Origin of the sequence: Onishia taeanensis (assembly GCF_013349955.1) — a bacterium.
GTDB classification, from domain to species: domain Bacteria; phylum Pseudomonadota; class Gammaproteobacteria; order Pseudomonadales; family Halomonadaceae; genus Onishia; species Onishia taeanensis_B.
The window spans coordinates 76,789-98,478 of the sequence record NZ_JABVXC010000006.1; the positions used below are offsets into that span (position 1 = coordinate 76,789).

General features: G+C 63.2%; 16 protein-coding genes, 2 pseudogenes and 2 CRISPR repeat arrays (1 of these 20 only partly in view). Of the genes and pseudogenes, 7 read left to right on the forward strand and 11 right to left on the reverse strand.

The genetic code is table 11. The features are described 5' to 3' along the window. Positions 1–2,736: direct repeats of the CRISPR family, unit length 29 nt; unit sequence CGGTTGAGCCCCGCGCCTGCGGGGATCGG (it extends 40 nt beyond the left edge of the window). Positions 2,737–2,846: 110 nt separating this feature from the next. The 8 genes from cas2e to cas3 form a co-directional block, all read right to left on the reverse strand. Continuing rightward, positions 2,847–3,140, reverse strand: coding sequence for a type I-E CRISPR-associated endoribonuclease Cas2e (gene cas2e / locus HUS66_RS09195; protein ID WP_175070617.1), 294 nt, complete (start codon positions 3,138–3,140; stop codon positions 2,847–2,849). A gap of 1 nt (position 3,141) precedes the next feature. Then, positions 3,142–4,062, reverse strand: a complete 921-nt coding sequence (gene cas1e / locus HUS66_RS09200; RefSeq protein ID WP_175070618.1) for a type I-E CRISPR-associated endonuclease Cas1e — start codon at positions 4,060–4,062, stop codon at positions 3,142–3,144. 37 nt (positions 4,063–4,099) lie between these two features. After that, on the reverse strand, positions 4,100–4,801 hold the full coding sequence (cas6e, locus tag HUS66_RS09205; RefSeq protein WP_175070619.1) for a type I-E CRISPR-associated protein Cas6/Cse3/CasE: 702 nt from the start codon (positions 4,799–4,801) through the stop codon (positions 4,100–4,102). Beyond that, positions 4,801–5,553, reverse strand: coding sequence for a type I-E CRISPR-associated protein Cas5/CasD (cas5e, locus tag HUS66_RS09210; protein WP_175070620.1), 753 nt, complete (start codon positions 5,551–5,553; stop codon positions 4,801–4,803). Before cas5e ends, cas6e begins: the two co-directional genes overlap by 1 nt. Before the next feature lie 9 nt (positions 5,554–5,562). Continuing rightward, positions 5,563–6,636, reverse strand: a complete 1,074-nt coding sequence (cas7e, locus tag HUS66_RS09215; protein WP_175070621.1) for a type I-E CRISPR-associated protein Cas7/Cse4/CasC — start codon at positions 6,634–6,636, stop codon at positions 5,563–5,565. Positions 6,637–6,676: 40 nt separating this feature from the next. Beyond that, complete coding sequence (casB, locus tag HUS66_RS09220) at positions 6,677–7,333, reverse strand: type I-E CRISPR-associated protein Cse2/CasB (protein ID WP_175070622.1); 657 nt, start codon at positions 7,331–7,333, stop codon at positions 6,677–6,679. Continuing rightward, positions 7,330–9,009, reverse strand: coding sequence for a type I-E CRISPR-associated protein Cse1/CasA (gene casA, locus HUS66_RS09225; protein ID WP_175070623.1), 1,680 nt, complete (start codon positions 9,007–9,009; stop codon positions 7,330–7,332). Before casA ends, casB begins: the two co-directional genes overlap by 4 nt. Positions 9,010–9,508: 499 nt before the next feature. Beyond that, a complete protein-coding gene (gene cas3, locus HUS66_RS09230; RefSeq protein WP_175070624.1) occupies positions 9,509–12,172 on the reverse strand; it encodes a CRISPR-associated helicase Cas3' in 2,664 nt (887 codons plus the stop codon). A 343-nt stretch (positions 12,173–12,515) separates the two neighbouring features. On the opposite strand from cas3, the gene HUS66_RS09235 reads away from it, so the two are divergent. Next, complete coding sequence (locus HUS66_RS09235) at positions 12,516–12,656, forward strand: hypothetical protein (RefSeq protein ID WP_175070625.1); 141 nt, start codon at positions 12,516–12,518, stop codon at positions 12,654–12,656. Then, positions 12,656–13,196, forward strand: a pseudogene (locus tag HUS66_RS09240) (metal ABC transporter ATP-binding protein). Before HUS66_RS09235 ends, HUS66_RS09240 begins: the two are co-directional and overlap by 1 nt. Here the strand turns inward: HUS66_RS09240 and HUS66_RS09245 are convergent. After that, positions 13,159–13,452, reverse strand: coding sequence for an HD domain-containing protein (locus HUS66_RS09245; RefSeq protein WP_217487974.1), 294 nt, complete (start codon positions 13,450–13,452; stop codon positions 13,159–13,161). The pseudogene HUS66_RS09240 and the gene HUS66_RS09245 sit on opposite strands and share 38 nt — an antisense overlap. Positions 13,453–13,828: 376 nt before the next feature. On the opposite strand from HUS66_RS09245, the gene HUS66_RS09250 reads away from it, so the two are divergent. Together HUS66_RS09250 and HUS66_RS09255 are read left to right on the forward strand one after the other, a co-directional pair. Beyond that, positions 13,829–14,026 (forward strand): hypothetical protein, encoded by a 198-nt coding sequence (locus tag HUS66_RS09250; RefSeq protein ID WP_175070626.1) that lies wholly within the window; start codon positions 13,829–13,831, stop codon positions 14,024–14,026. Next, positions 13,998–14,567 (forward strand): DUF2335 domain-containing protein, encoded by a 570-nt coding sequence (locus HUS66_RS09255; protein WP_175070627.1) that lies wholly within the window; start codon positions 13,998–14,000, stop codon positions 14,565–14,567. Before HUS66_RS09250 ends, HUS66_RS09255 begins: the two co-directional genes overlap by 29 nt. Before the next feature lie 279 nt (positions 14,568–14,846). After that, a CRISPR array of direct repeats spans positions 14,847–18,783; the repeat unit is 29 nt; unit sequence CGGTTGAGCCCCGCGCCTGCGGGGATCGG. Between the two features lie 266 nt (positions 18,784–19,049). Here the strand turns inward: HUS66_RS09255 and HUS66_RS18105 are convergent. Beyond that, positions 19,050–19,118 (reverse strand): type I-E CRISPR-associated endoribonuclease Cas2, encoded by a 69-nt coding sequence (locus HUS66_RS18105; protein WP_425340081.1) that lies wholly within the window; start codon positions 19,116–19,118, stop codon positions 19,050–19,052. A gap of 160 nt (positions 19,119–19,278) precedes the next feature. Further along, a pseudogene (locus HUS66_RS18110) lies at positions 19,279–19,554 on the reverse strand (HD domain-containing protein); the annotation flags it as partial. A 380-nt stretch (positions 19,555–19,934) separates the two neighbouring features. Between HUS66_RS18110 and HUS66_RS09270 the strand changes: the two are divergent. The 3 genes from HUS66_RS09270 to HUS66_RS09280 are packed head-to-tail and all read left to right on the forward strand — an operon-like array spanning position 19,935 to position 21,686. Then, positions 19,935–20,075: a hypothetical protein gene (locus tag HUS66_RS09270; RefSeq protein ID WP_175070625.1), complete on the forward strand. Its 141-nt coding sequence runs from the start codon at positions 19,935–19,937 to the stop codon at positions 20,073–20,075. Beyond that, a complete protein-coding gene (locus HUS66_RS09275) occupies positions 20,075–20,803 on the forward strand; it encodes a metal ABC transporter ATP-binding protein (RefSeq protein WP_175070628.1) in 729 nt (242 codons plus the stop codon). The genes HUS66_RS09270 and HUS66_RS09275 overlap by 1 nt, the downstream gene beginning before the upstream one ends. Next, a complete protein-coding gene (locus HUS66_RS09280) occupies positions 20,796–21,686 on the forward strand; it encodes a metal ABC transporter permease (protein ID WP_175070629.1) in 891 nt (296 codons plus the stop codon). The genes HUS66_RS09275 and HUS66_RS09280 overlap by 8 nt, the downstream gene beginning before the upstream one ends. The last annotated feature ends 4 nt before the right edge of the window (positions 21,687–21,690 follow it).

The following is a 21,690-nucleotide window of genomic DNA, read 5'->3' on the forward strand; positions in this document are numbered from 1 at the left end:
CATCACGAATGAATCGGGCGCCGGTTGAGCCCCGCGCCTGCGGGGATCGGGATTAGCGCCATGTCCTCGGCGGCGTCCCGGTCGGTTGAGCCCCGCGCCTGCGGGGATCGGGACACTGCCTCGATCTGGTGGGAAGACGCTCTCGGTTGAGCCCCGCGCCTGCGGGGATCGGACCTTTGCGCTCCGTCTACTCACCCTCGTGCCCGGTTGAGCCCCGCGCCTGCGGGGATCGGGCCTGGCGGACCTCGCGGCTCAGGTGCGTGTTCGGTTGAGCCCCGCGCCTGCGGGGATCGGGCCAAGCGGGTCTTCGATGACGACAACCGAACCGGTTGAGCCCCGCGCCTGCGGGGATCGGAATGGTGGCAACCAGGTTCGCCGACGTATCTGCGGTTGAGCCCCGCGCCTGCGGGGATCGGTTTATGTCACATAAAGCCATCAATATGTCCCCCGGTTGAGCCCCGCGCCTGCGGGGATCGGAAGCCCCACCGCCCGAAGGCGGTGGGGCTTTGCGGTTGAGCCCCGCGCCTGCGGGGATCGGCATGCAACAGATCCGGGATACGTGCTAGGCGACGGTTGAGCCCCGCGCCTGCGGGGATCGGTCCTCGAGGATCGCCAGTCGCTGCTGGGCGACCGGTTGAGCCCCGCGCCTGCGGGGATCGGATGACCAGGGTGTAGTCGCGCAACTGGCGACGCGGTTGAGCCCCGCGCCTGCGGGGATCGGGATAATCCGCCGTCGGACGGGCGCTTCATGCGCGGTTGAGCCCCGCGCCTGCGGGGATCGGGTGGGTGGGTTGGGTCACTCGGCACCTCCCGGCGGTTGAGCCCCGCGCCTGCGGGGATCGGTCCAGGGCCAGCAGGGCGCCGACGCCGTAATACGGTTGAGCCCCGCGCCTGCGGGGATCGGTGGCCCATGCGGTCACCGGCGGTTCCGCTGCGCGGTTGAGCCCCGCGCCTGCGGGGATCGGGGATCCTCGATGAATGCCGACCATGCCTCATTCGGTTGAGCCCCGCGCCTGCGGGGATCGGGCCGCATCGGCAATGGCCTGCAGCCGGGCATTCGGTTGAGCCCCGCGCCTGCGGGGATCGGGTACGTCTATCGGTTTCAATGGGTGTCCCTCCCGGTTGAGCCCCGCGCCTGCGGGGATCGGCTGGCCGCGGTGCCGGTAACGCGGGTATGCACCGGTTGAGCCCCGCGCCTGCGGGGATCGGCGGCGGTTCGTATGGTCTGAAACCTCCTGACCCGGTTGAGCCCCGCGCCTGCGGGGATCGGGCTTTACACAATCAACTGAAAATTTGTTGGCACGGTTGAGCCCCGCGCCTGCGGGGATCGGCCTGGTGCCTGCGTTACGGCCTGAAATGGATGCGGTTGAGCCCCGCGCCTGCGGGGATCGGCTAACCATCACTATCGCCCCCCTCAGGCTGAACGGTTGAGCCCCGCGCCTGCGGGGATCGGCACCGCCGACAGCCTGACCGACTCCCTGGAAGCGGTTGAGCCCCGCGCCTGCGGGGATCGGTTCGTCGTAAGAGTCGTTGCCGGTGCCGATCGCGGTTGAGCCCCGCGCCTGCGGGGATCGGCATTCCAAAACCGATCAGAAGAATGAAAAGACCGGTTGAGCCCCGCGCCTGCGGGGATCGGAAGAAGAACGGTCGCTAGACGAAGAATTACGCGCGGTTGAGCCCCGCGCCTGCGGGGATCGGCTCCGAGTTATTCAGCGCGCCGTTGGCGATGGCGGTTGAGCCCCGCGCCTGCGGGGATCGGGGCGGCTTCCGGCGAGTCGATGGCTATGAGCGCGGTTGAGCCCCGCGCCTGCGGGGATCGGGCGCGCCTGGGTGGAGCAGGGCCGCGCGGGCGCGGTTGAGCCCCGCGCCTGCGGGGATCGGGTATCGGCGCGATACCCCTTGATGAAGGTCGGCGGTTGAGCCCCGCGCCTGCGGGGATCGGTTCGCCTGCTGGGCTGGGATACCGACGATGACCGGTTGAGCCCCGCGCCTGCGGGGATCGGCTGTTATAGTCGGTGTCTGACATGGTTCTTGCCGGTTGAGCCCCGCGCCTGCGGGGATCGGTTACAGGCACCGGCGATGTCACCGGCATTCAGCGGTTGAGCCCCGCGCCTGCGGGGATCGGAACACTCACCGGGAGGTGACACCATGGCAGGACGGTTGAGCCCCGCGCCTGCGGGGATCGGTATAAGAGAAAGTCATACCGCGATTCAGTAAACGGTTGAGCCCCGCGCCTGCGGGGATCGGGTCCAGTCCACCTTGTAGTTCTGATCGTTGGGCGGTTGAGCCCCGCGCCTGCGGGGATCGGTATCCGGCGATAGCGGTGGAGTCTGACAGTCCCGGTTGAGCCCCGCGCCTGCGGGGATCGGAGATCGGCGTCGGCAAGGGCTCAGATAACGAGCGGTTGAGCCCCGCGCCTGCGGGGATCGGCCACATTTATCTCGAACCCCTGCATCTGGTCGCGGTTGAGCCCCGCGCCTGCGGGGATCGGGGCGTCATGGCCTCCGATCCGGTCGAGGCCGACGGTTGAGCCCCGCGCCTGCGGGGATCGGGTCGATTTTCTAGTTAATTTCGGGACTCTTGATGGTTGAGCCCCGCGCCTGCGGGGATCGGTATCTAATGGCTGTTTATGTCGTCACCGGCAAACGGTTGAGCCCCGCGCCTGCGGGGATCGGGACGTTCTCATCCCGGCCGCTGCCTGCGCGGCCGGTTGAGCCCCGCGCCTGCGGGGATCGGACTAATCGTAGACGATTGTTTAGAAAGAACAAAATCGCTGTTGGAAATTCCACCAGCGATTTTGCTCATTTTTCGATCAATGCGTTTTGTTAAAGATCCAATAAAATCAATCAGTTGGTTTCTTGAGGTAAAAAGCGCACCAAACGCAGCCCATCGTGGTCGATAGGCTCGCGTCGGTTGGAACCATAGGTCTGAAATTCAAAGCCTGATTCGTGGTTACTGGACCAGGCCATGGCAACGTTGCCGTCTTCAGCCAATGCATCGACCTGCTCCCAGATCATTTCGCGAATGCGCTGGCTGACATCCCCCACATAGACCCCAGCACGAATCTCCAGCAGCCAGATGGCGAGCCTACCGCGCAAACGCGGTGGCACGGCTTCTGTCACAACGACAAGCATGGCCATGTCATTTGCTCCTGTGTCCCTGGTCACCCACGGAGGCGGGTTCGGGAATGGCGGGCAACATGGCTTCCGGCGCTGGCGGAGGCGGCTCGATATCGCCTGCCGCCAATACGTCTTCGATCATGGGAATCAGACGCTGCAGCACACGGCTTTTCTTGAAGGCATCACGGCATGCGATGCGCACCTCGCGCTCGGGCGTCGCGGGTTGACGCGCGGCAATGCGAAAGGCCGCGGGGACTACGGTCTCGAATTTGACGATATCGGCAATGTCATAGACAAAGCTCTGAGGCTTGCCGGTATGCAAAAAACCGATGGCAGGCGCGTAGCCTGCCGCTAGAATCGCGGCCTCGGTGATGCCATACAGGCAGGCGGTGGCGGCAGATAGGCATTGATTGGCCACGTCTGACGACTCCCATTGCGTTGGGTCATAGCGACGCCCCTGCCACTTCACGCCATACTGCTTGGCCAGCATTTGGTAGGTCTTGCGGACCCGAGCGCCTTCCATGCCGCGCAACTGCTCAATACTACGTCTCGAGGGTGGCGGTTCACCGAAACGCAGCTCGAACATCTTGCGGACGACTTTCAGCCGCAAGGAGTCATCCAGCGCCAGTTTCGCCTGATAAAGCAGCTTATCGGAACGCGCACCTCCGGGCTGACCCGCGCTATAGAGGCGTACGCCAGCATCGCCCACCCAGATCAGCAAGGTGCCCACGGTCGCCGCTAGTTTGACAGCGGCATGAGAGACCCGGGTGCCTGGTTCAAGCAGCAAGCAGGCCACTGAGCCGACGGGAATATGCATGCGCTCGCCGTTCACTTCATCAATGACGACGAAGGCGCCATCACGCACGTCGATCTGTCCCATGCCGACGAAGATCATCGACATGCGATCTTTCTCAGGGATCGGCTTGAGGGGAATAAAACCCATCTTGGCCTCCTTGCCATTGCTCTTTCAGGGTGACGGATCAGGGGCGACGTACCAGCAGTAATCCGCAGCCGAAGGCCTTGGCGCGCCCCAACCCTGTAGCCAGCGTCTCGACCAGCTTCCCCGGGTCGGTAACCTCCAGCAGGCCCTCGTAATCCACGCTGGAGAACTGGATGGCATCGCGCCGCCCTGATTTGCTTAGGGCATGTTGACGATAGCCGCCCACTTCCGGATCCGCGACCAGGCGAAAGCCGCTGCTACCAGCACGGGTCTTGAGCCAGTCACGTGCGGCCTGATCCATCGCCTGCACGCATTCTTCGCTGGTGCGTTGCCCGGGTGGAAACGGCTTCTTCGCCGCCATCAACACGTCGCTGCGCGGCGAATGCTTGGCACCTTCAACGCGCCTAGCTACCGTGGGGTTAGCGCGCAGCCGAAAGGCCAGTTGATCGCCTGCCGACAGGCTCGGCTCGAAAAGCTTGCACTGCACGTCCAGCAGCCCTTGTCGCGCGGCCGGCTCGCGATCTGAAAGCACATAGAATAGCGGCAACCCCTTGGGCACCTTGCTCTGGCTAGCATCACCTTCTTCCATCTCCTGGCGGAAAAGGAAAGGCCTGGCGCCTTCATGGCCCGGAAACAGCTGCCACAGCAATTGGTGGGCCGCATAAGCGCCGCCCTCCATGATCTCGAACAGGCTCTCGCGGGAGAGGCCGTTGAGATCGACCCGAACACGTGAGAGATACATCAGCGCGCCTCCTTGGCGTTGGCATCACGAGCGAAGCGCCGATATTCGACGCGTGGCCCAAACTGCCAGCGGCGCCGATTCAGCGGTTGATCCCAGACTTCGCTGGACTCCGCACCTTGACCCTCGCCGTCGAGGCACTCGGCGTCGCCTTCCCAGTAGTACATCACTTCATCCGGCAATCTCAGCAAATGCCTCTCGCCAGGAAGGATGGGCTCGAAGTCGCTATCGAGGGCAGCCCGCAATGTCTCGGCGGGTACCCGGCGCGGCGCCAAAGGGGCCGCTAACGGGCATGATTTGCGCCCCAGGAAGAGTGGAAAACACGGTCGCTCTAGTGCTTTTTCCAAGGCTTCGAGCGATATCGTGGCCGATGCGGTGGCCCAAACCGCCACGGTCCACAGGCCATCACAGCGATAATCGCGACTGGAAAGAATCGTGTTGAGCACCTTGCGCGGTGCGTTGAGTTCATCCCGCCGAGTGCGATAGGTCACCTTGTTTTGGGTCGAGGGAACTTGTGCGGTGTGATAGTCCCTCAGCAAGGTGCCGGGCGAGCGCTGCTTTATGGCGACGCGCACGCTTTCGCCAAGCGCCTGCTGGCCGGCATCGTCGTCGCGGCGGATGCCCAGCGCTGCGCCCAGCAGTCCGATGATCGCACCACGCCCAGGATGGGTGGCGGTGGGACGCGTTTCACCCACAGCCGCCTCGCCCCAACTGGCGAGCGGCGCATAAAGCCGAAAGACCAGATAGTCCGTCATATCGGCTCCTTACTGCGCAGCGTGAAGAAACTCGATCAGCGACGCGAGACTGCCGGTATGCACCTCGCCGTCGAGATCGGGCTTAGCGTAATCCGGCTCAGCGGATACCACGAAACGTCGCTCGGCACCGGGGCCGTAGGCGGTGTCGAAGGCCTTGGCTTGGCGCTCCAGGCGAGTGATGGCCTCCAGCGCCTGATCCTGGCCCTGTACGGGACGCAGGAAGGCTGCGGAAAGGGAGCGCGGCTGCTGGTCGCCCTGCTCAGCGAGCACGTAACTGGCATGAGCTCGTGAGCCAAAGCTGTTCTGCTTGCCCTTGGGAGAGGTACGCACGGCGGCCTCTACCAACGCAGCGATGGCACGCTCGGCCAGCTCGCTGTTGCCCTGAAGGTTATCGACTAGCTGCCGGCGGTCGATACAGATATAGGTGTAGAACAGGCCCGCACCAAACCCCGCCTCGCCGATATGGGCGGCGCCGCGATCCTCGTCTCCCTCTTTGAGGTCATCAACCGCTGTGAAGTAGTCGTCTTCGACTTCGGCGGCGTGCACGGTAATGGCATGCGCCACCTGGCAAGCTGCTTCGACGTTGTAGGCGGGCACCGCTGCCAGCATGCGGCCAAACAAAGCGATATCGGCAGCCGCCGGCTTATGCCTCAACAGGTCCAGGTCGGCTTTATCAGGAGCACGGTTCTCGGCCGCCAGCGTCTCGACCAGGGCATCCACTGCGGCTTGCTCTTCGGGACCGACATGCACCAGCTGGCTGGTTGCCAGCTCATTCTTGGCTACGTCACCGAACACCTTGGCGATCTCGGTTGCCCAAGTCCTGGCATCTTTCTCCTTCACGCCTTTTTCGCGCAAGCGATCATTGGCTTCTATTCCCACTCGCTTTGTACGCTGCCCGCGATGCTCGCCCAGCGCCTCTTCAAACAGTGCAGAGGTACGCCAGGTGCGTTTGAGGCTCTGCGACGATACCCGCAGACGCTTGGCGCCCCCCATGATGGCGGTCTTGGGTCGCCCCAGGTCATCGCGATTGAGGTTAGCCGGCGGATAGGAAGTCAGCAAATGTAGCTGGATGAAGTGGCTCATGGTCAAAGTCCCTGTCGTCGTATAGGTGATGAAAAGTCGATCAGTCGCTATCGCGCTGGTACTTCGCCAGCGCGTCGAAGTAGTCGTTGGCCCACACGAAACCCAGCCGCTTCGAAGGCTCGGCGTGTAAACGGCCACGGTATTCACGCCACCATAGGGCGATGTTGTCCGCTAAATGCACCACGCTGATGTCGCGTTTATCAATCAGCGCCAGTGCACGGCGCAGCCGCTGCACAAGCTCTTGTGGAGAATGGCAGTCCATCAACTGCTGAAAACGCAGCTCGCTCATGCAAGGCTTACCGGTGCCATTCTTTTCTTGCCCCAGCCGGCTACCCAGAGAGGCACTGGGGGTTTCTGCACGCACCTCGGCCAGTACCAAGGCGATGCAGCTCCACTGCTGCAAGCGCTCATCACGATACTGAGTGGGCTGCTCGGGCAAGGACTGCCACAGATGTCGGAAGCCTTCACTCAGCATGGCGGCTTCGGTCGACTCACAGCGCCGCAGCCGAGCACGCATGCCTTTCGGCCAGGGCGGCGCCTTGGTGTGTGTCGCCAACTCCTGCGGGGACAAGGTCAAATGCTGCCACCAGACCCGCACCTTGAAGGCCTCACCCGGCGACAGCGCCAGCAATCTCTCCGGCACCTTTTTCTCTGATGACGGCGTATCGGCCATCTCCGGCGTTTCGCTCTGGCTCATGGTGCGGCCTCTTCGGTTGATGGGCTTGCTTTGGCGTCAGTCAGCGTGAAACCACCCTGCTGGGCAAATTGGGTCACGACCTTACTGCCCTTACTTTTCCCCGACAGCCACGCCGAAAGCTGGCGGCGCGCGCGGGTAATACGCTTCATATCCAACTCGGGGAAGGGACCACTTAGGGCCTGGGTTTCGAACAGTGTCAGTGCCTCACGGCGAAGCGCCAAATACCAGGCCTTAGCCACCTGAGACGGCATATGCGGCCCCTCACCCTGCTGAAGGGCCTGCTGAAGCCCAGACAAGGCGCGAAAGAACTCAGCCTGCGTGGCTTCATAGAACTGACTGTCGATAGGCGTCAGGTCACCCTTGGCATCGGCAGGGCGCGAGAACCAAGCGTTTTTGATCTGCGTACGGGACATCCAGGCCGTCTGGCGGGAAAGCTCGATGAATGCCTGCACCCAGGTGCGCAGTCGCTCCTGTTGATCCGGCGGCACTGCGACCAGCGGCATTTCCACGCTGTACCAGCCACGCGGCTTCATGTTGTCCATGTCGTAGCCGAAGACCCATAGCCGGGGCTTTAGCAACGCATCTATCTCCTCACCGGCACGCCGCTCCTGGGCCACGAAATCCACTTTGTGGCTGAGATAGTCATGAATCACGCCCGCTGGCAGGGCGCCGCTTCCTTCTGCATCGCTAAGAACCAGATTCGACCAGTGCCGGTAGCCCAATCCGCCGGGCTGGCCCTTGGTTGAAAGCGGCAGCTCGTTGGGCTTCTTGGGATCGCGGCGGTAAGGCGTAAGAGGGTGCTGCCAGGGGCCATCATAGTTGGCACCATAATTCTTGGCGCGGATCTCGCTCACCCGTTGCGATACCGGGCGGCCACAAAGGTCACAGCAGCCCTCATCCGAACGGACGTCCAGCCGGAAACGCCGTGGCATGGCCCAATACGCATGCAGGGGGTGCATCTGTTCCGGCAGTACTTCGCTGCCTTTCTTGTCGCTGACGCGCGTCGGCCCCATCCAAGGGAAAAGGGTGTCGTCATCGGGGCGCCGGTCAGCAACGCGGCCTTTAGCAGTGAACGCTTTGAGGGGCATCACATTCAGCCACAGCCGCTCCCAGAGGGTTGCATCCGCCTGGTCAGGAAGCACTAGCGTGGTCAGGGGGCCACCGCCCCGCAGCCCAACGCGATAGCCCGCACCGCCGGATGGCGCATTGATCTGCATGGTGAATAAGGCTAGCGCCGCGCAGTCCTCACAGATCGCCTCGACTCGACCTCGTTTGACGAAATGATCGGTATTCAACTTAAGGCCGTTGGCCCCTGGCGAGTCGACCAAAAGCCCCGCAACCGGGCCAGGCTTGGCATCCTCGAGCGGGTCTAGATCCTGCATAAAGCGCGCACCGTCGCCTTGAAACTCGAAGGCCGCTGCGAAATCCGCGAATGCCTCTTCCAGTGCCGCAACGCTAGGAGGCTCGATACTGCGGTCCACCCATTCGCCGTACTCCTGAGGAGGGTACACCGTCTGCAGCAAGCCGATCAGAAACTGATACGCCGCACCCTGGAAGTCCGCCCGTGGCAAGGCCAGATCAACGACATCCGGGCAGGCAATAGCCGAAGGCGGGCGATAGGTAGTGCTTCCATCCCGGGCACGGAAGGGAAGCCAAGGGTCTTTCAGCAGATTCATATCGGTAAGCCACCCATAAAATAAGGGATGTTGGTATGATGCGCCTGCCCGTAGGCAGGCGCTGATCTTACCTAGCGCTTCTTCTTCCTCGTTTTCCTAGGCCTGATTGGCCACGCCTGATAGCCGTACTCGTGCGCATCGAGCACCTTCCCGTTTTTAGTCCTTCTATACCGACGAAATATCATCCTGAAACCTCCATACCGTTTAACGGCTCAAATTGGAGGCGACGGCTCACTTGCATGAGCGGACCGAATCACATAGCTTGTCGTTGCGTGCAACAGGCTCGAGTCGGTGAACGTCGCCGCTTCGAGCTTCACAAATAAAAAGAGTCAAAATAACTCGACTAGCTAGTTGAGAAGCTCGAGTACATCAATACTCTCTCAACATAGAGAGTGTCAAGTCGTTGCTGTCCGGCCTTATCGCTCACCACCTAGTGGTGATGAACCGAGTCATAATAAATCGACCGCACGTTCCCCGCCCTGGCGGGGCTGCCTGCTCCTCATTCGAGGAGCAGGCCCCACCGGCAATCATATCGACAGCCATCATCGGCCTCGGCCAACCAGGGCTGCACGAAGCGCAGTGCCTTATAACGTTCTTGCAGAGCCTCCCATTGGGCCTGGTAACTCGGCGGCAAGCTGGCCAGCTTGGCTACCTGGCTCTGGCGTAGCTTGAGCTGGCTCAGCATATCGGCATGACGCTCGGCGTCGGCCCACAGCGCCAGGGCGCCGTCGCTGTCACAGGTCAGCAACGCGATGTTGAGGGTCGGTTCGTCGACCAGCCGGGTGCCAATCTCCTGCTCTTCCTGCCATTGATGACGGTTCCATACGTAGCCATCCTCGAGGACCAGAGCATTGAAGTTCGCCATTGATCCAGCCACGTTCTGCATGCCGCACTGCTCCCAGCGCGCCGCCTGTAGTCCATCGGGGACAAGGTCTGCGACCTCGCCGTATACGCTTTCGATCAAAGTTCTGGCTTGCTCGGGCATGCGAATCTCGCCCTGCTCGCGCAAGACACGTTGGGTGAGCCACGCAAGGGAAGTGTCGCGATAAACGAAATGGCTACCCGGCAGGGTGCGCTTCAGCCAGTGCTCGTCGGGGTCTTCGGTCCACTCGGGCGCCAGCACCTGAAGCACAGGCGAACGCCGGTTGCCGCGAACGTGACGCTGCAAGCGACCGGCACGCTGAATCAGCAAGTCGATGGGAGCCAGATCGCTGACCATGAGATCGACATCGCAATCTAGCGACTCCTGGAAGACCTGCGTGCTGATCAATACCTGGCCACGACGGATATCGGCCGTGGAATCCTTGCCCAACCGCTCGATGACGTCAGACTCGATACGCTGGCGGTCGCACATGGCAAAGCGGCTATGGAACAGCAAGCAACGATCCGGCGTGGGGTGGCGCTCGCGAATGGCCTCAAAGGCGCGAATGGCGTCATCCACGGTATTGCGCACCCAGGCGACGCATTCGCCGGCCTCAACGGCTGCCATGATAGCCTCTATGGCCTGATCTTCCTGAGTGAGCCAATCGACGCCGACGGCCCGCGACACTTTAAGCCTAGCCTTCAAGGCAACTTCGTTAGGCTCGTCCTCAGTAACCTGCGTTAGCAGGGGGAAATCGTCCTTCATCATCTGCTGGGGCCCCAAGCCAAGCCCTGCCCGCCAGGCCGCTCCCAGGGCATCGCGCATGGCCTGAGGTAAGGTGGCCGTTAAGAGGATGGCACTTCCACCCTGCTGGGCGTGATAGCTCAGCAGTTGACCGAGCAGCGCCTGCATATAGTGATCGTAGGCGTGGACCTCATCGATGATCAGCACCTTGCGCGCCAGGCCATAGAGTCGTAGCGACTGATGGCGAAACGGCAGCAACCCCATCAGCACCTGGTCAATGGTGCCCACGCCTACATCAGCCAATAGCGCCTTCTTACGCGAATCGGCGAGCCAGCGGTTGCACTGAGCTGTCGCTGTGGCCTCACCCGGTTCATAGTCGCGATCACCCGGCTGGGGCCGATCAATAGCCAGGGTAAAATCTTCATTCAGCTTGCTGGCACCATGGGCGAGCACGAAAGATGGATCAGAGTCTGCGCTATAGAAACGGCGATGCAGGGCACCAAGGCGGGTGTACATGGCATTGGAGGTCGCCATGGTGGGTAGGGCGAAATACAGCCCCTCACCATGCCCGGCCTCCAACAGTCGCTGCGCCAAAATGCAGGCGGCCTCCGTCTTGCCGGCGCCGGTGATGTCTTCGAGGATAAATAGCTGTGGCCCCGGCGATAGCGTCAGCGTCTCGGCCTCACGCTGCAAAGGGGTCGGCGTCACGGCTTGGCCATCGAACCAGGACGACAGTCCCTTGTAGGGCAGCGGCTCAGGCAACCGCTTGAACCCGGTGTCACTCAGGGCCTCTTCGGCACGCGGCTGGGCATAGTGCGTCCAATAGTCGGCGAGCGACATCTCTTCGACGCAGTAGTGGAAATGCGTCTGGTTCGACCCCAACCAGTCGCTGAGAGTCGCCCAACCGGCAATAGTCCAACTCAGAACTTGGAAGGCCTGAAGCCACTCGTCCGATATCAGCTTATCGACGGGCCACTCGACCTCAATCAGGCGTGTCCAGTCGGCAACGAATTGCTTGGCAGCAGTGGCATCATCGGCAACGTCATCACTGCCAAAAAAGCACGCCAGCTCTAGCGCTCCCCCCGTCACCGGTTGACCGTGGTGGCCAAACAGGGGAACCAGCAAGGTGGGCAGCGACTCGGTCAACCGGCGGCGGGACTGTCGCTCCGGCATGCCACCGGGCCAGCAGAGCGTGCCGTCTTTCAGCCATTCCATCCAGCACTCTTGCCACAGCAGTGCACCCAGCCGGTCGTGACGCTCGCTGTACTTGCAACGAGGTAAGGCAGGCACCAGCCTGCCGCCTTGCGACTGGGCGAGCCCCTGAAACGCCCGCGAAAACTTACCGAGATCGTGAAGTCCCAGCAGGAAAACAAAGAAACGTTGCAACGCCTCGGAGGTCATGTCCAACTGCGCGGCCATGCGCTGCGTCAGCGCCCGTTCCGGCGCCAGCAATTGCCAACCAACGGCGGCCACGTCGAGACAGTGATAAGGCAACAGATGATAAGGAGCGCCGTCGCCTGCTGGCTTGGCCTTGCCCCAATAGCGATAGTAACTCACCCACGAACTCCCTTTCGTATTGAGCTTACCCCGCCCATATAAGCATCCGAGCTTCTTGCCTGCCACCCCACTCCCATTACGTATCAGGCCCTCACTCTGCTTTAGGTGACGAGCATCATTCTTTTGCGAATGCCCATGCCCCCATAAGCTCAGTGGCGCCTGCTCCTCTATTTCACGCCCTGGCCTCTTCCATGAGTTTTTTCTTGCTAAGCGATTCAGTGCCTGTCTTTCTCTTAGCCACTCACCCCTAGCCTCAAGACCAATTGTTATGTTATAACTTTCGCCTCGTTTCTAGACTCAGCTTCATGAGCCAGTTTCAGACCACACCCCGAGAGACCGCTCCATGGCACACCGCCACCGGCCGGAAGGCCCCTGTCATTTTTCACTGATGTCGCTGTCCTGGGCGCGGCGTTTGCTGCTGGCTGCGGCACCGCTGGCGGTGCTGTGGCTCGCGGTGTCTTGGGCCGCAGGGTGGTGGTCCTGATGGCGCGCCTGGCTCTGCACGATCTAAGCCTCGCCCAGGGCGGCCGCACCGTGCTCGAACATATCGAGGGTCAGTTCCCGGATGGCGCCATCACGGCGCTGATCGGCCCCAACGGTGCCGGCAAGAGCACGCTGATCCAGGGCATCATGGGCCTGTTCAAGCCTTCCCAGGGTCGTATATCTATCCCACCGTCCGCTGGGCGAGCTCTCCGGCGGCCAGCGCCAACGCGCCCTGTTCGGCCGCACGCTGATGCAGGAAGCCGAACTGCTGCTGCTCGACGAGCCCTTCGCCAATGTCGATATCGAGACCGTCGAAGTACTGACCGGGGTGCTACGCGACATGGCAGATCAAGGCACCACCATTCTGGTGGTGCTCCACGACCTCGATCAGTTGACTCGGCTCGCCGACGAGGTGCTGCTGCTGGACAACGGTCACGGGCGCTGGACAACGCCTCAGGCCGTGATCGACCAGCCAACCCGCGGCACCCGCCGGGTCTCGCCGCTCATGCCGACCCAAGACGCGGACACGCCCCATGCCTGAACTCTTCAATAGCCTCTTCATCGCGCCCTTCGACTACGGCTTCATGCAGCAGTCGCCGCAGCGGTTCCGGCTCGATGCCGAGCCGTAGCGCCAGCTGTTGCGTCAGTGGGCGCTCTGGCGACAGCAAATGCCAGCCGACGGCCGCGACATCCAGGCTGTGCCACGCCAGAAGATGACACGCATCGCCCGGCTGGCCGGGCATCGCCTTACCCGCGTAGCGGTGATAAAAAGCAATCGAGCCATTTTCTACCGACATACTCAGCTCCTTCGGTGGGGACCGGTAACGAAACCCATTGATTGGATTCGCACCGACCAGGCCGCCCTTATACCTGGAAGACCATAAAGCGAGATGGGGCCTCGTGTCTGCGGGGAACGATGGCTCAACGGCGGTGGCTATAAGCACAACGTCGGTTGATACCCGCGCTTGCGGGGAGCTGAATGATGATGCTTGGCACCGTAAGATTCACACTTTGATAACATGTACATGGCCAAGTCACGCGGGAGTGGGCCCGCACAGTACGGTTTATTTTGCGCTATCTTTGACATAGGATTCTAACTTCCTAGCGTTGCAACGTCGGCAAGATAGCGTGCTGAACGTATAGCGTTGGAAGCCACCGTTCAGGAGTAAGGTCATGAAACGTCGCGCAACGAGCAGCCGTACCCTGCGTGCAGCAGGCTCCGTGATGGATATTTGGCCAGTCGAAAGCTACGCCCAGTACATGCCCAAAGGCAGTGATCAAGAACGTATCGCCCAGCATTGGAACACCGTTGGCAGCCACCTCCGTTCAGCCTTGAGCCAATATGCCGTCAACCACACCGCCAAACGGTGAGCAGCCTTCTCAGCGCGACCTCTCCCTTCAAGACGAGCAACAGGTCGACGAGGAAACCCAAAAGGAGCTCGTCGACCTTATTGAGCAGTTGCATCATGGACAGCTTTCCGAGGAAGAACAGGTACGGTTAGGCGATTTGATCGTCAATGCCCCCGCCCCTGAGCCCCAAAACCAATCCGTCGCCATGATGCGGCAAGTGAGCTATCAAGGCCCCCTCCCGCCTCCCGAGCAACTGAATGCCTATGATGAGGAAACGCGCCGCCTCATCGTGAATATGGCCGTCGACGAACAGCACCATACGCACGACATGCGTCGCAAGGGTCTGGAGGGTGCGATCAAGAAAGATGAACGTGGACAACGATACGGGCTGACCGTTGCCATCGTCGGCCTCGTGGCAGCCACCGTGATCGCACCCTTCAGCTCTGTCGCTGCGGGTGTGATCGGAACGCTGGATCTCGTTGGCATGGTCGCGATATTCGTTGCTCCTCGCATCTTGGAAAAGCAACGTACAGGCAGCAAGTCTCCAGAAGACGACGCCTAGCGCACCCACCCTGAATACCACCGACTACTTTCGCTTACGGTTGAGCCCCGCGCCTGCGGGGATCGGCTTCGATACGCTACCAGCGGTCGATGCCAACACGGTTGAGCCCCGCGCCTGCGGGGATCGGCGGTTCATGCAGGGGACACCGTACATTTCGACCGGTTGAGCCCCGCGCCTGCGGGGATCGGCGCGACTGGGAGAACCGCAGCCAGGTACTGACCGGTTGCCCCGCGCCTGCGGGGATCGGATCGAGGCGCAGTCGAAGGACGACGAGCGAGTCGGTTGAGCCCCGCGCCTGCGGGGATCGGCTCCAAACTCTGAAAGTTACGGAATGAGGATACGGTTGAGCCCCGCGCCTGCGGGGATCGGCGGTCTGACTGTGCTGAAAGAATGCGTCCCAGCGGTTGAGCCCCGCGCCTGCGGGGATCGGGCTGGCGAAAGGCTGTAGGGATTTACCCCCCCCGGTTGAGCCCCGCGCCTGCGGGGATCGGCCTTGATGAAGAGCCGGTCAAGACCACGCTGTACGGTTGAGCCCCGCGCCTGCGGGGATCGGGTCTGGTGCGTGCCGTCAGCATCGACGCCCGCCGGTTGAGCCCCGCGCCTGCGGGGATCGGAACCTTCCGCCATTGCTCCAAGGTATAGGTCGCGGTTGAGCCCCGCGCCTGCGGGGATCGGGAATTCCGCGAGTCCGGGGCCAAGACAGGTTACGGTTGAGCCCCGCGCCTGCGGGGATCGGAAAAAGTCACCGGCCTCACCGTCGGCGGCACGCGGTTGAGCCCCGCGCCTGCGGGGATCGGGCTGACCGACATCAAGATCGAGAGCGACGTGCCCGGTTGAGCCCCGCGCCTGCGGGGATCGGGCGCTCATCGCCCGTCGCCCCGATAGGAGCATCGGTTGAGCCCCGCGCCTGCGGGGATCGGGAGGCCGACGATAAACAGATCCTCACCTATACCGGTTGAGCCCCGCGCCTGCGGGGATCGGTGCTGTTCGCGATCGGTAACGGCCTGCCACGACGGTTGAGCCCCGCGCCTGCGGGGATCGGATCGGGAACAGGCGACGCAGCAGCTCGCGGATCGGTTGAGCCCCGCGCCTGCGGGGATCGGGGCGAGAACGGCGACCAGCGCATCCGCGGCGACGGTTGAGCCCCGCGCCTGCAGGGATCGGCCAACAAAGGTGCGCGCCTTCTCGAATAGCGACGGTTGAGCCCCGCGCCTGCGGGGATCGGTTTGGACGTCGCACGCTCAACGGTCCACAGCTCGGTTGAGCCCCGCGCCTGCGGGGATCGGGGAGAAGTCAGGGACTGCCGATAGCATCGTACCGGTTGAGCCCCGCGCCTGCGGGGATCGGTGTGCGCGCGTGGTCGGGTCATGCCGCTTTCACGGTTGAGCCCCGCGCCTGCGGGGATCGGCTGCACGCTCGAAAGTTGGGCTGGGACGTGATCGGTTGAGCCCCGCGCCTGCGGGGATCGGCACTTGATCCAGGGCGTTTCGTTGTTGCCGTGCGGTTGAGCCCCGCGCCTGCGGGGATCGGTGGCAGGGCGCGCGCTATGAACTGCGCGTGACCGGTTGAGCCCCGCGCCTGCGGGGATCGGCCTTGATGAAGAGCCGGTCAAGACCACGCTGTACGGTTGAGCCCCGCGCCTGCGGGGATCGGAACTGAACAAGCTGTTCGACACCAAGCAGCGTCGGTTGAGCCCCGCGCCTGCGGGGATCGGGGCGAGAACGGCGACCAGCGCATCCGCGGCGACGGTTGAGCCCCGCGCCTGCGGGGATCGGGTCTGGTGCGTGCCGTCAGCATCGACGCCCGCCGGTTGAGCCCCGCGCCTGCGGGGATCGGAACCTTCCGCCATTGCTCCAAGGTATAGGTCGCGGTTGAGCCCCGCGCCTGCGGGGATCGGGGCACCGAGGCATTAGATGTCTGGGCCACTGGCGGTTGAGCCCCGCGCCTGCGGGGATCGGAGCGTCTTGTGCCAGCCGATGTCGTTATCCAGCGGTTGAGCCCCGCGCCTGCGGGGATCGGACGATCTCGCGCTCTTCGGGCTCATGCCCTGGCGGTTGAGCCCCGCGCCTGCGGGGATCGGGGTCCTATCGAGAACGCTGACCGGGATGCCAGCGGTTGAGCCCCGCGCCTGCGGGGATCGGACAATATTTTCCATCGCCAAGTTTGATGACAGCGGTTGAGCCCCGCGCCTGCGGGGATCGGCTCGTTCTGGTGGATCAGCCACAGGAAGGGCACGGTTGAGCCCCGCGCCTGCGGGGATCGGGGCTACCTCTATGGCACTGCGAAAGAGGTTTGCGGTTGAGCCCCGCGCCTGCGGGGATCGGATCCCTCCCCCCTTGGCCCGCTTTCAGCGGGTCGGTTGAGCCCCGCGCCTGCGGGGATCGGATCAATCGAGCGGCCCAGGAGCACACATACAACGGTTGAGCCCCGCGCCTGCGGGGATCGGTTTGGCAGGGAATAGGACGACGGCCTAAGTGGCGGTTGAGCCCCGCGCCTGCGGGGATCGGATAGCGGCGATGACTTTCAGAACATTCGTAGCCGGTTGAGCCCCGCGTCTGCGGGGATCGGCATTTCTACACACTCAGGGTTCACCCTATCCGCGGTTGAGCCCCGCGCCTGCGGGGATCGGGCCCTGGATTTTCAGGTCAGCCAGTACGGCGCCGGTTGAGCCCCGCGCCTGCGGGGATCGGCAAGTCGGCCGCCACCAGCTGCACGCCACCCGCGGTTGAGCCCCGCGCCTGCGGGGATCGGCATGCGGATTGCTCCTGGGTGATAGAGGCAGGCGGTTGAGCCCCGCGCCTGCGGGGATCGGTCGACAATCAGCCAACCGCGACGTGTATATACCGGTTGAGCCCCGCGCCTGCGGGGATCGGGGGCGGCCGGCATCCGCCAGCAACGCTTCGACCGGTTGAGCCCCGCGCCTGCGGGGATCGGGCCGAGAATGCCGCCGTCATCCTTGAAGACGCCGGTTGAGCCCCGCGCCTGCGGGGATCGGATCAGGAGTCATATAAGGGGGAGGATCAACACCGGTTGAGCCCCGCGCCTGCGGGGATCGGGAGCCGTAAACCTTGAAGACATTAAGAGGCACCGGTTGAGCCCCGCGCCTGCGGGGATCGGGATAAACCATATTAATCATCATGACGAGCATGCGGTTGAGCCCCGCGCCTGCGGGGATCGGTTGCGAGTTCTGTTCGCCGCTCGCTCGCTCAGCGGTTGAGCCCCGCGCCTGCGGGGATCGGTGGCTTATTCGGCGGCGTTGGGAGGTTATCCGCGGTTGAGCCCCGCGCCTGCGGGGATCGGCCCATTGGGCGGGCCGAAAAACCTCGCAATACCGGTTGAGCCCCGCGCCTGCGGGGATCGGTGCGGTCACCCGAGTGGAACTCGGGTTCCATGCGGTTGAGCCCCGCGCCTGCGGGGATCGGCCTGTGGCAGATGGTTGAGCTGACGATAGGCGCGGTTGAGCCCCGCGCCTGCGGGGATCGGCCGCGCAGCTCCTCGAGGATCTCGGGCATCGACGGTTGAGCCCCGCGCCTGCGGGGATCGGTACACCTCGGCGCTGTTGGCCTTGTTGCGTAACGGTTGAGCCCCGCGCCTGCGGGGATCGGCTGGCCGGGTGGTGAGAGACCCGGCCAGCTACCGGTTGAGCCCCGCGCCTGCGGGGATCGGCGATTGCGTGGCGGGGCCGGGTCAGGCGTGGGCGGTTGAGCCCCGCGCCTGCGGGGATCGGAGCGTCAGGCCGCCGCTTCGCGCGGTGCCTTGCGGTTGAGCCCCGCGCCTGCGGGGATCGGCCACCTGGGACGACATCACCGACAGCTACACCCGGTTGAGCCCCGCGCCTGCGGGGATCGGTTCTAATGCTATAAAACAGATTGGGCAAGATTCGGTTGAGCCCCGCGCCTGCGGGGATCGGGAGATCGTGGAGCCCGAGCAGACCGAGCGCACCGGTTGAGCCCCGCGCCTGCGGGGATCGGGTCAGCGACGGTGGCGGCATCATCCTCGAAACCGGTTGAGCCCCGCGCCTGCGGGGATCGGGCAGCCAGGGCGGAGGCGCCGCCGGCAAGAAGCGGTTGAGCCCCGCGCCTGCGGGGATCGGCCGATCCTAGTCGAGTTGCTGCGCCATTTCGGCGGTTGAGCCCCGCGCCTGCGGGGATCGGGTTGCCGCAACTCGATGTGCCGCATCCCCAGGTCGGTTGAGCCCCGCGCCTGCGGGGATCGGACTAATCGTAGACGATTGTTTAAAAAGAACAAAATCGCTGTTGGAAATTCCACCAGCGATTTTGCTCATTTTTTGATCAGTGCGTTTTGTTAAAGATCCAATAAAATCAATCAGTTGGTTTCTTGGGGTAAAAAGCGCACCAGACGCAACCCATCATGGTCGATAGGCTAGCGTCGATTGGTACCGTAGGCCTGAAATTCAGGCCCGGATTCGTGGTTGCTAGACTAGGCCATGGCAACATTACCGTCTTCGGCCAATGCATCGACCTACTCCCAGATCATTTCGCGAATGCGTTGGCTGACATCGCCCACATAGACACCCGCACGAATCTCCAATAGCCAGATGGCGAGCTAGCGGTTGCACTGAGCCGTCGCCGTGGCTCACCCGCTTCGTAGTCGCGATCACCAGGTTGGGGCCGATCAATGGCCAGGATGAAATCCTTCATTCAGCTTGCTGGCACCGTGGGCGAGCACGAAAGATGAGTGAGAGTCTGTGCTATAGAAACGGCGGTGCTGGGCGCCAACTCGGGTGTACAGGGGTTGGAGATCGCCATGGTGGGTAGAACGAATACAGCCCCTCGCCATGCCCGGCCGCCAGCAGTCGCTGGGTCAGAATACAGTGGCTTCGGTCTTGCCACCACCGCGGCCAACAAAGCGTGCCGTCTTTCAGCCATTCCATCCAGTAACTCTTGCTCAGCAACTGCCAACCGACGGCGGCCACGTCGAGGCAGTGATAAGGCAACAGATGATAAGGAGCGCCGTCGCCTGCTGGCTTGGCCTTCCCTCAATAGCGATAGTAACTCACCCACGAAATCCCTTTCGTATTGAGCTTACCCCGCTCATATAAGCATCCAAGCAACTTCCCTGCCACCACTCTGCATTCGCTAGCAGGTTCTCACTCTAACCAAGGTGACGAACATCATTTCTTTTGCGGATACCTATGCCTTCAAGAGGCCGCTAACACCTGCCTTCTCTTGTCACGCGCCGTCCTCTTTCAAGCGATTTGCCGTACACAGCGCTTCAGGCGCTACCTTTTTCTCTTAACCCGATTCCCCCTAGCCGCAACCGCAATTGTTATGTTATAACCTTCGCCTCGTTTCAAGACTCAGCTTCACGACCCAGTTTCACGACCACATCCCAAGAGACCGCACCATGGCACACCGCCATCGGCCGGAAGGCCCCTGTCATTTTTCACTGATGTCGCTGTCCTGGGCGCGGCGTCTGCTACTGGCCGCGGCGCCGCTGGCGGTCCTGTGGCTCGCGGTGTCCTGGGCCGCGGGATGGTGGTCCTGATGGGGCGCCTGGCACTGCACGATTTAAGCCTCGCCCAGGGCGGCCGTACCGTGCTCGAACACGTCGAGGGGCAGTTTCCGGATGGCGCCATCACGGCGCTGATCGGCCCCAACGGCGCCGGCAAGAGCACGCTGATCCAGGGCATCATGGGCCTGCTCAAGCCGTCCCGGGGTCGCATTGAGTGCGCCGTGCCCAGAGAACGCCGCGCCTGGTTGCCCCAGCAGCTGGCGCTGGACCTGTCCTTCCCGATGAGCGTGGAGGAGCTGGTGATGACCGGCACCTGGCCAAGCCACGGGGCGCTCAAGGGCTACTGCGGCCCCCACTATCGCCAGGCGCGGGAGGTGATGGCGCGGCTTGGTATCTCGCATCTGGCCCACCGCCCGCTGGGCGAGCTCTCCGGCGGCCAGCGCCAGCGTGCCCTGTTCGGCCGCACGCTGATGCAGGAGGCCGAACTGCTGCTGCTCGACGAGCCCTTCGCCAATGTCGATATCGAGACCGTCGAGGTACTGACGGGGGTGCTGCGCGACATGGCGGGGCAAGGCACCACCATCATCGTGGTGCTCCACGACCTGGACCAGTTGACCCGGCTCGCCGACGAGGTCTTGTTGCTAGACAACGGCCATGCGCGCTGGACAACGCCTCAGGCCGTTATCGACCAGCCTACGCGCGGCACCCGCCGGGTCTCGCCGTTCATGCCGACCCAAGACGCGGATACGCCCCATGCTTGAACTGTTGAATAGTCTGTTCATCGCGCCCTTCGACTACGGTTTCATGCAGCGGGCGCTGGTCGCGGGACTGGCGCTGTCGCTGGCCGCCCCAGCGCTGGGGGTCTTTCTGATGCTGCGCGGCATGAGCCTGATCGGCGACGCCATGGCGCACGCCATCCTGCCCGGGGTGGCGCTGGGCTTCCTGATGGCGGGCTTCTCGCTACCGGCGATGAGCCTGGGTGGCATTCTCTCGGGGTTGCTCGTCGCCGGGCTCGCCGGCAGCGTTTCACACATGAGCGGGCACCGGGAGGACTCGGCAATGGCCAGCTTCTTCCTGATCTCGCTGGCCGCCGGGGTGATGCTGGTGTCGCTGGGCGGCAGCAGCGTGGACCTGACCCATGTGCTGTTCGGCTCGATCCTCGCCGTGGATTCCACCGCCCTGATACTGATCGCGGCCATCAGCACCCTGATCGTGGTGGTGCTGGCGGTGGTGTTCCGTGCCCTAGTGGTCGAATGCCTGGACCCGCTGTTCCTGCGTGGCCAGGGCATGGCCGGTGGCCTCGTGCATGGCATTTTCCTGGGCCTGGTGGTGCTCAACCTGACGGCCGGCTTCCAAACGCTGGGCACCTTGATGGCGGTGGGTCTGATGATGCTGCCGGCCACCACCGCCCGCTTCTGGTCGAAGCGCCTCGAGGGGCTGATCGGCCTGGGCATTCTGCTGGCCATGTTCGCGACCAGCGGCGGGCTGCTGCTCTCCTACCATCTGGAGCTGCCCTCGGGGCCGAGCATCATCCTGCTCGCCGGGGCCTGCTATGTGTTTTCGGCGCTGCTGGGTCGCTACAACAGCCTGCTGGCAAAACTGCGCCGCCGTGATGCACCACTGGAGCCTCGCGCCGCTGAATAGGCCG

Bases quoted from the DNA above. Each gene is read 5' to 3' on its own strand.
- HUS66_RS09245 (WP_217487974.1), bottom strand. From the start codon at position 13,452: ATGTCGGTAGAAAATGGCTCGATTGCTTTTTATCACCGCTACGCGGGT.
- cas2e (WP_175070617.1), bottom strand. From the start codon at position 3,140: ATGGCCATGCTTGTCGTTGTGACAGAAGCCGTGCCACCGCGTTTGCGC.
- casB (WP_175070622.1), bottom strand. From the start codon at position 7,333: ATGAGCCAGAGCGAAACGCCGGAGATGGCCGATACGCCGTCATCAGAG.
- cas5e (WP_175070620.1), bottom strand. From the start codon at position 5,553: ATGACGGACTATCTGGTCTTTCGGCTTTATGCGCCGCTCGCCAGTTGG.
- HUS66_RS09250 (WP_175070626.1), top strand. From the start codon at position 13,829: ATGAAACGTCGCGCAACGAGCAGCCGTACCCTGCGTGCAGCAGGCTCC.
- HUS66_RS09235 (WP_175070625.1), top strand. From the start codon at position 12,516: ATGGCACACCGCCACCGGCCGGAAGGCCCCTGTCATTTTTCACTGATG.
- cas6e (WP_175070619.1), bottom strand. From the start codon at position 4,801: ATGTATCTCTCACGTGTTCGGGTCGATCTCAACGGCCTCTCCCGCGAG.
- HUS66_RS09270 (WP_175070625.1), top strand. From the start codon at position 19,935: ATGGCACACCGCCATCGGCCGGAAGGCCCCTGTCATTTTTCACTGATG.
- cas1e (WP_175070618.1), bottom strand. From the start codon at position 4,062: ATGGGTTTTATTCCCCTCAAGCCGATCCCTGAGAAAGATCGCATGTCG.
- HUS66_RS09255 (WP_175070627.1), top strand. From the start codon at position 13,998: ATGCCGTCAACCACACCGCCAAACGGTGAGCAGCCTTCTCAGCGCGAC.
- HUS66_RS09280 (WP_175070629.1), top strand. From the start codon at position 20,796: ATGCTTGAACTGTTGAATAGTCTGTTCATCGCGCCCTTCGACTACGGT.
- HUS66_RS09275 (WP_175070628.1), top strand. From the start codon at position 20,075: ATGGGGCGCCTGGCACTGCACGATTTAAGCCTCGCCCAGGGCGGCCGT.
- cas7e (WP_175070621.1), bottom strand. From the start codon at position 6,636: ATGAGCCACTTCATCCAGCTACATTTGCTGACTTCCTATCCGCCGGCT.
- casA (WP_175070623.1), bottom strand. From the start codon at position 9,009: ATGAATCTGCTGAAAGACCCTTGGCTTCCCTTCCGTGCCCGGGATGGA.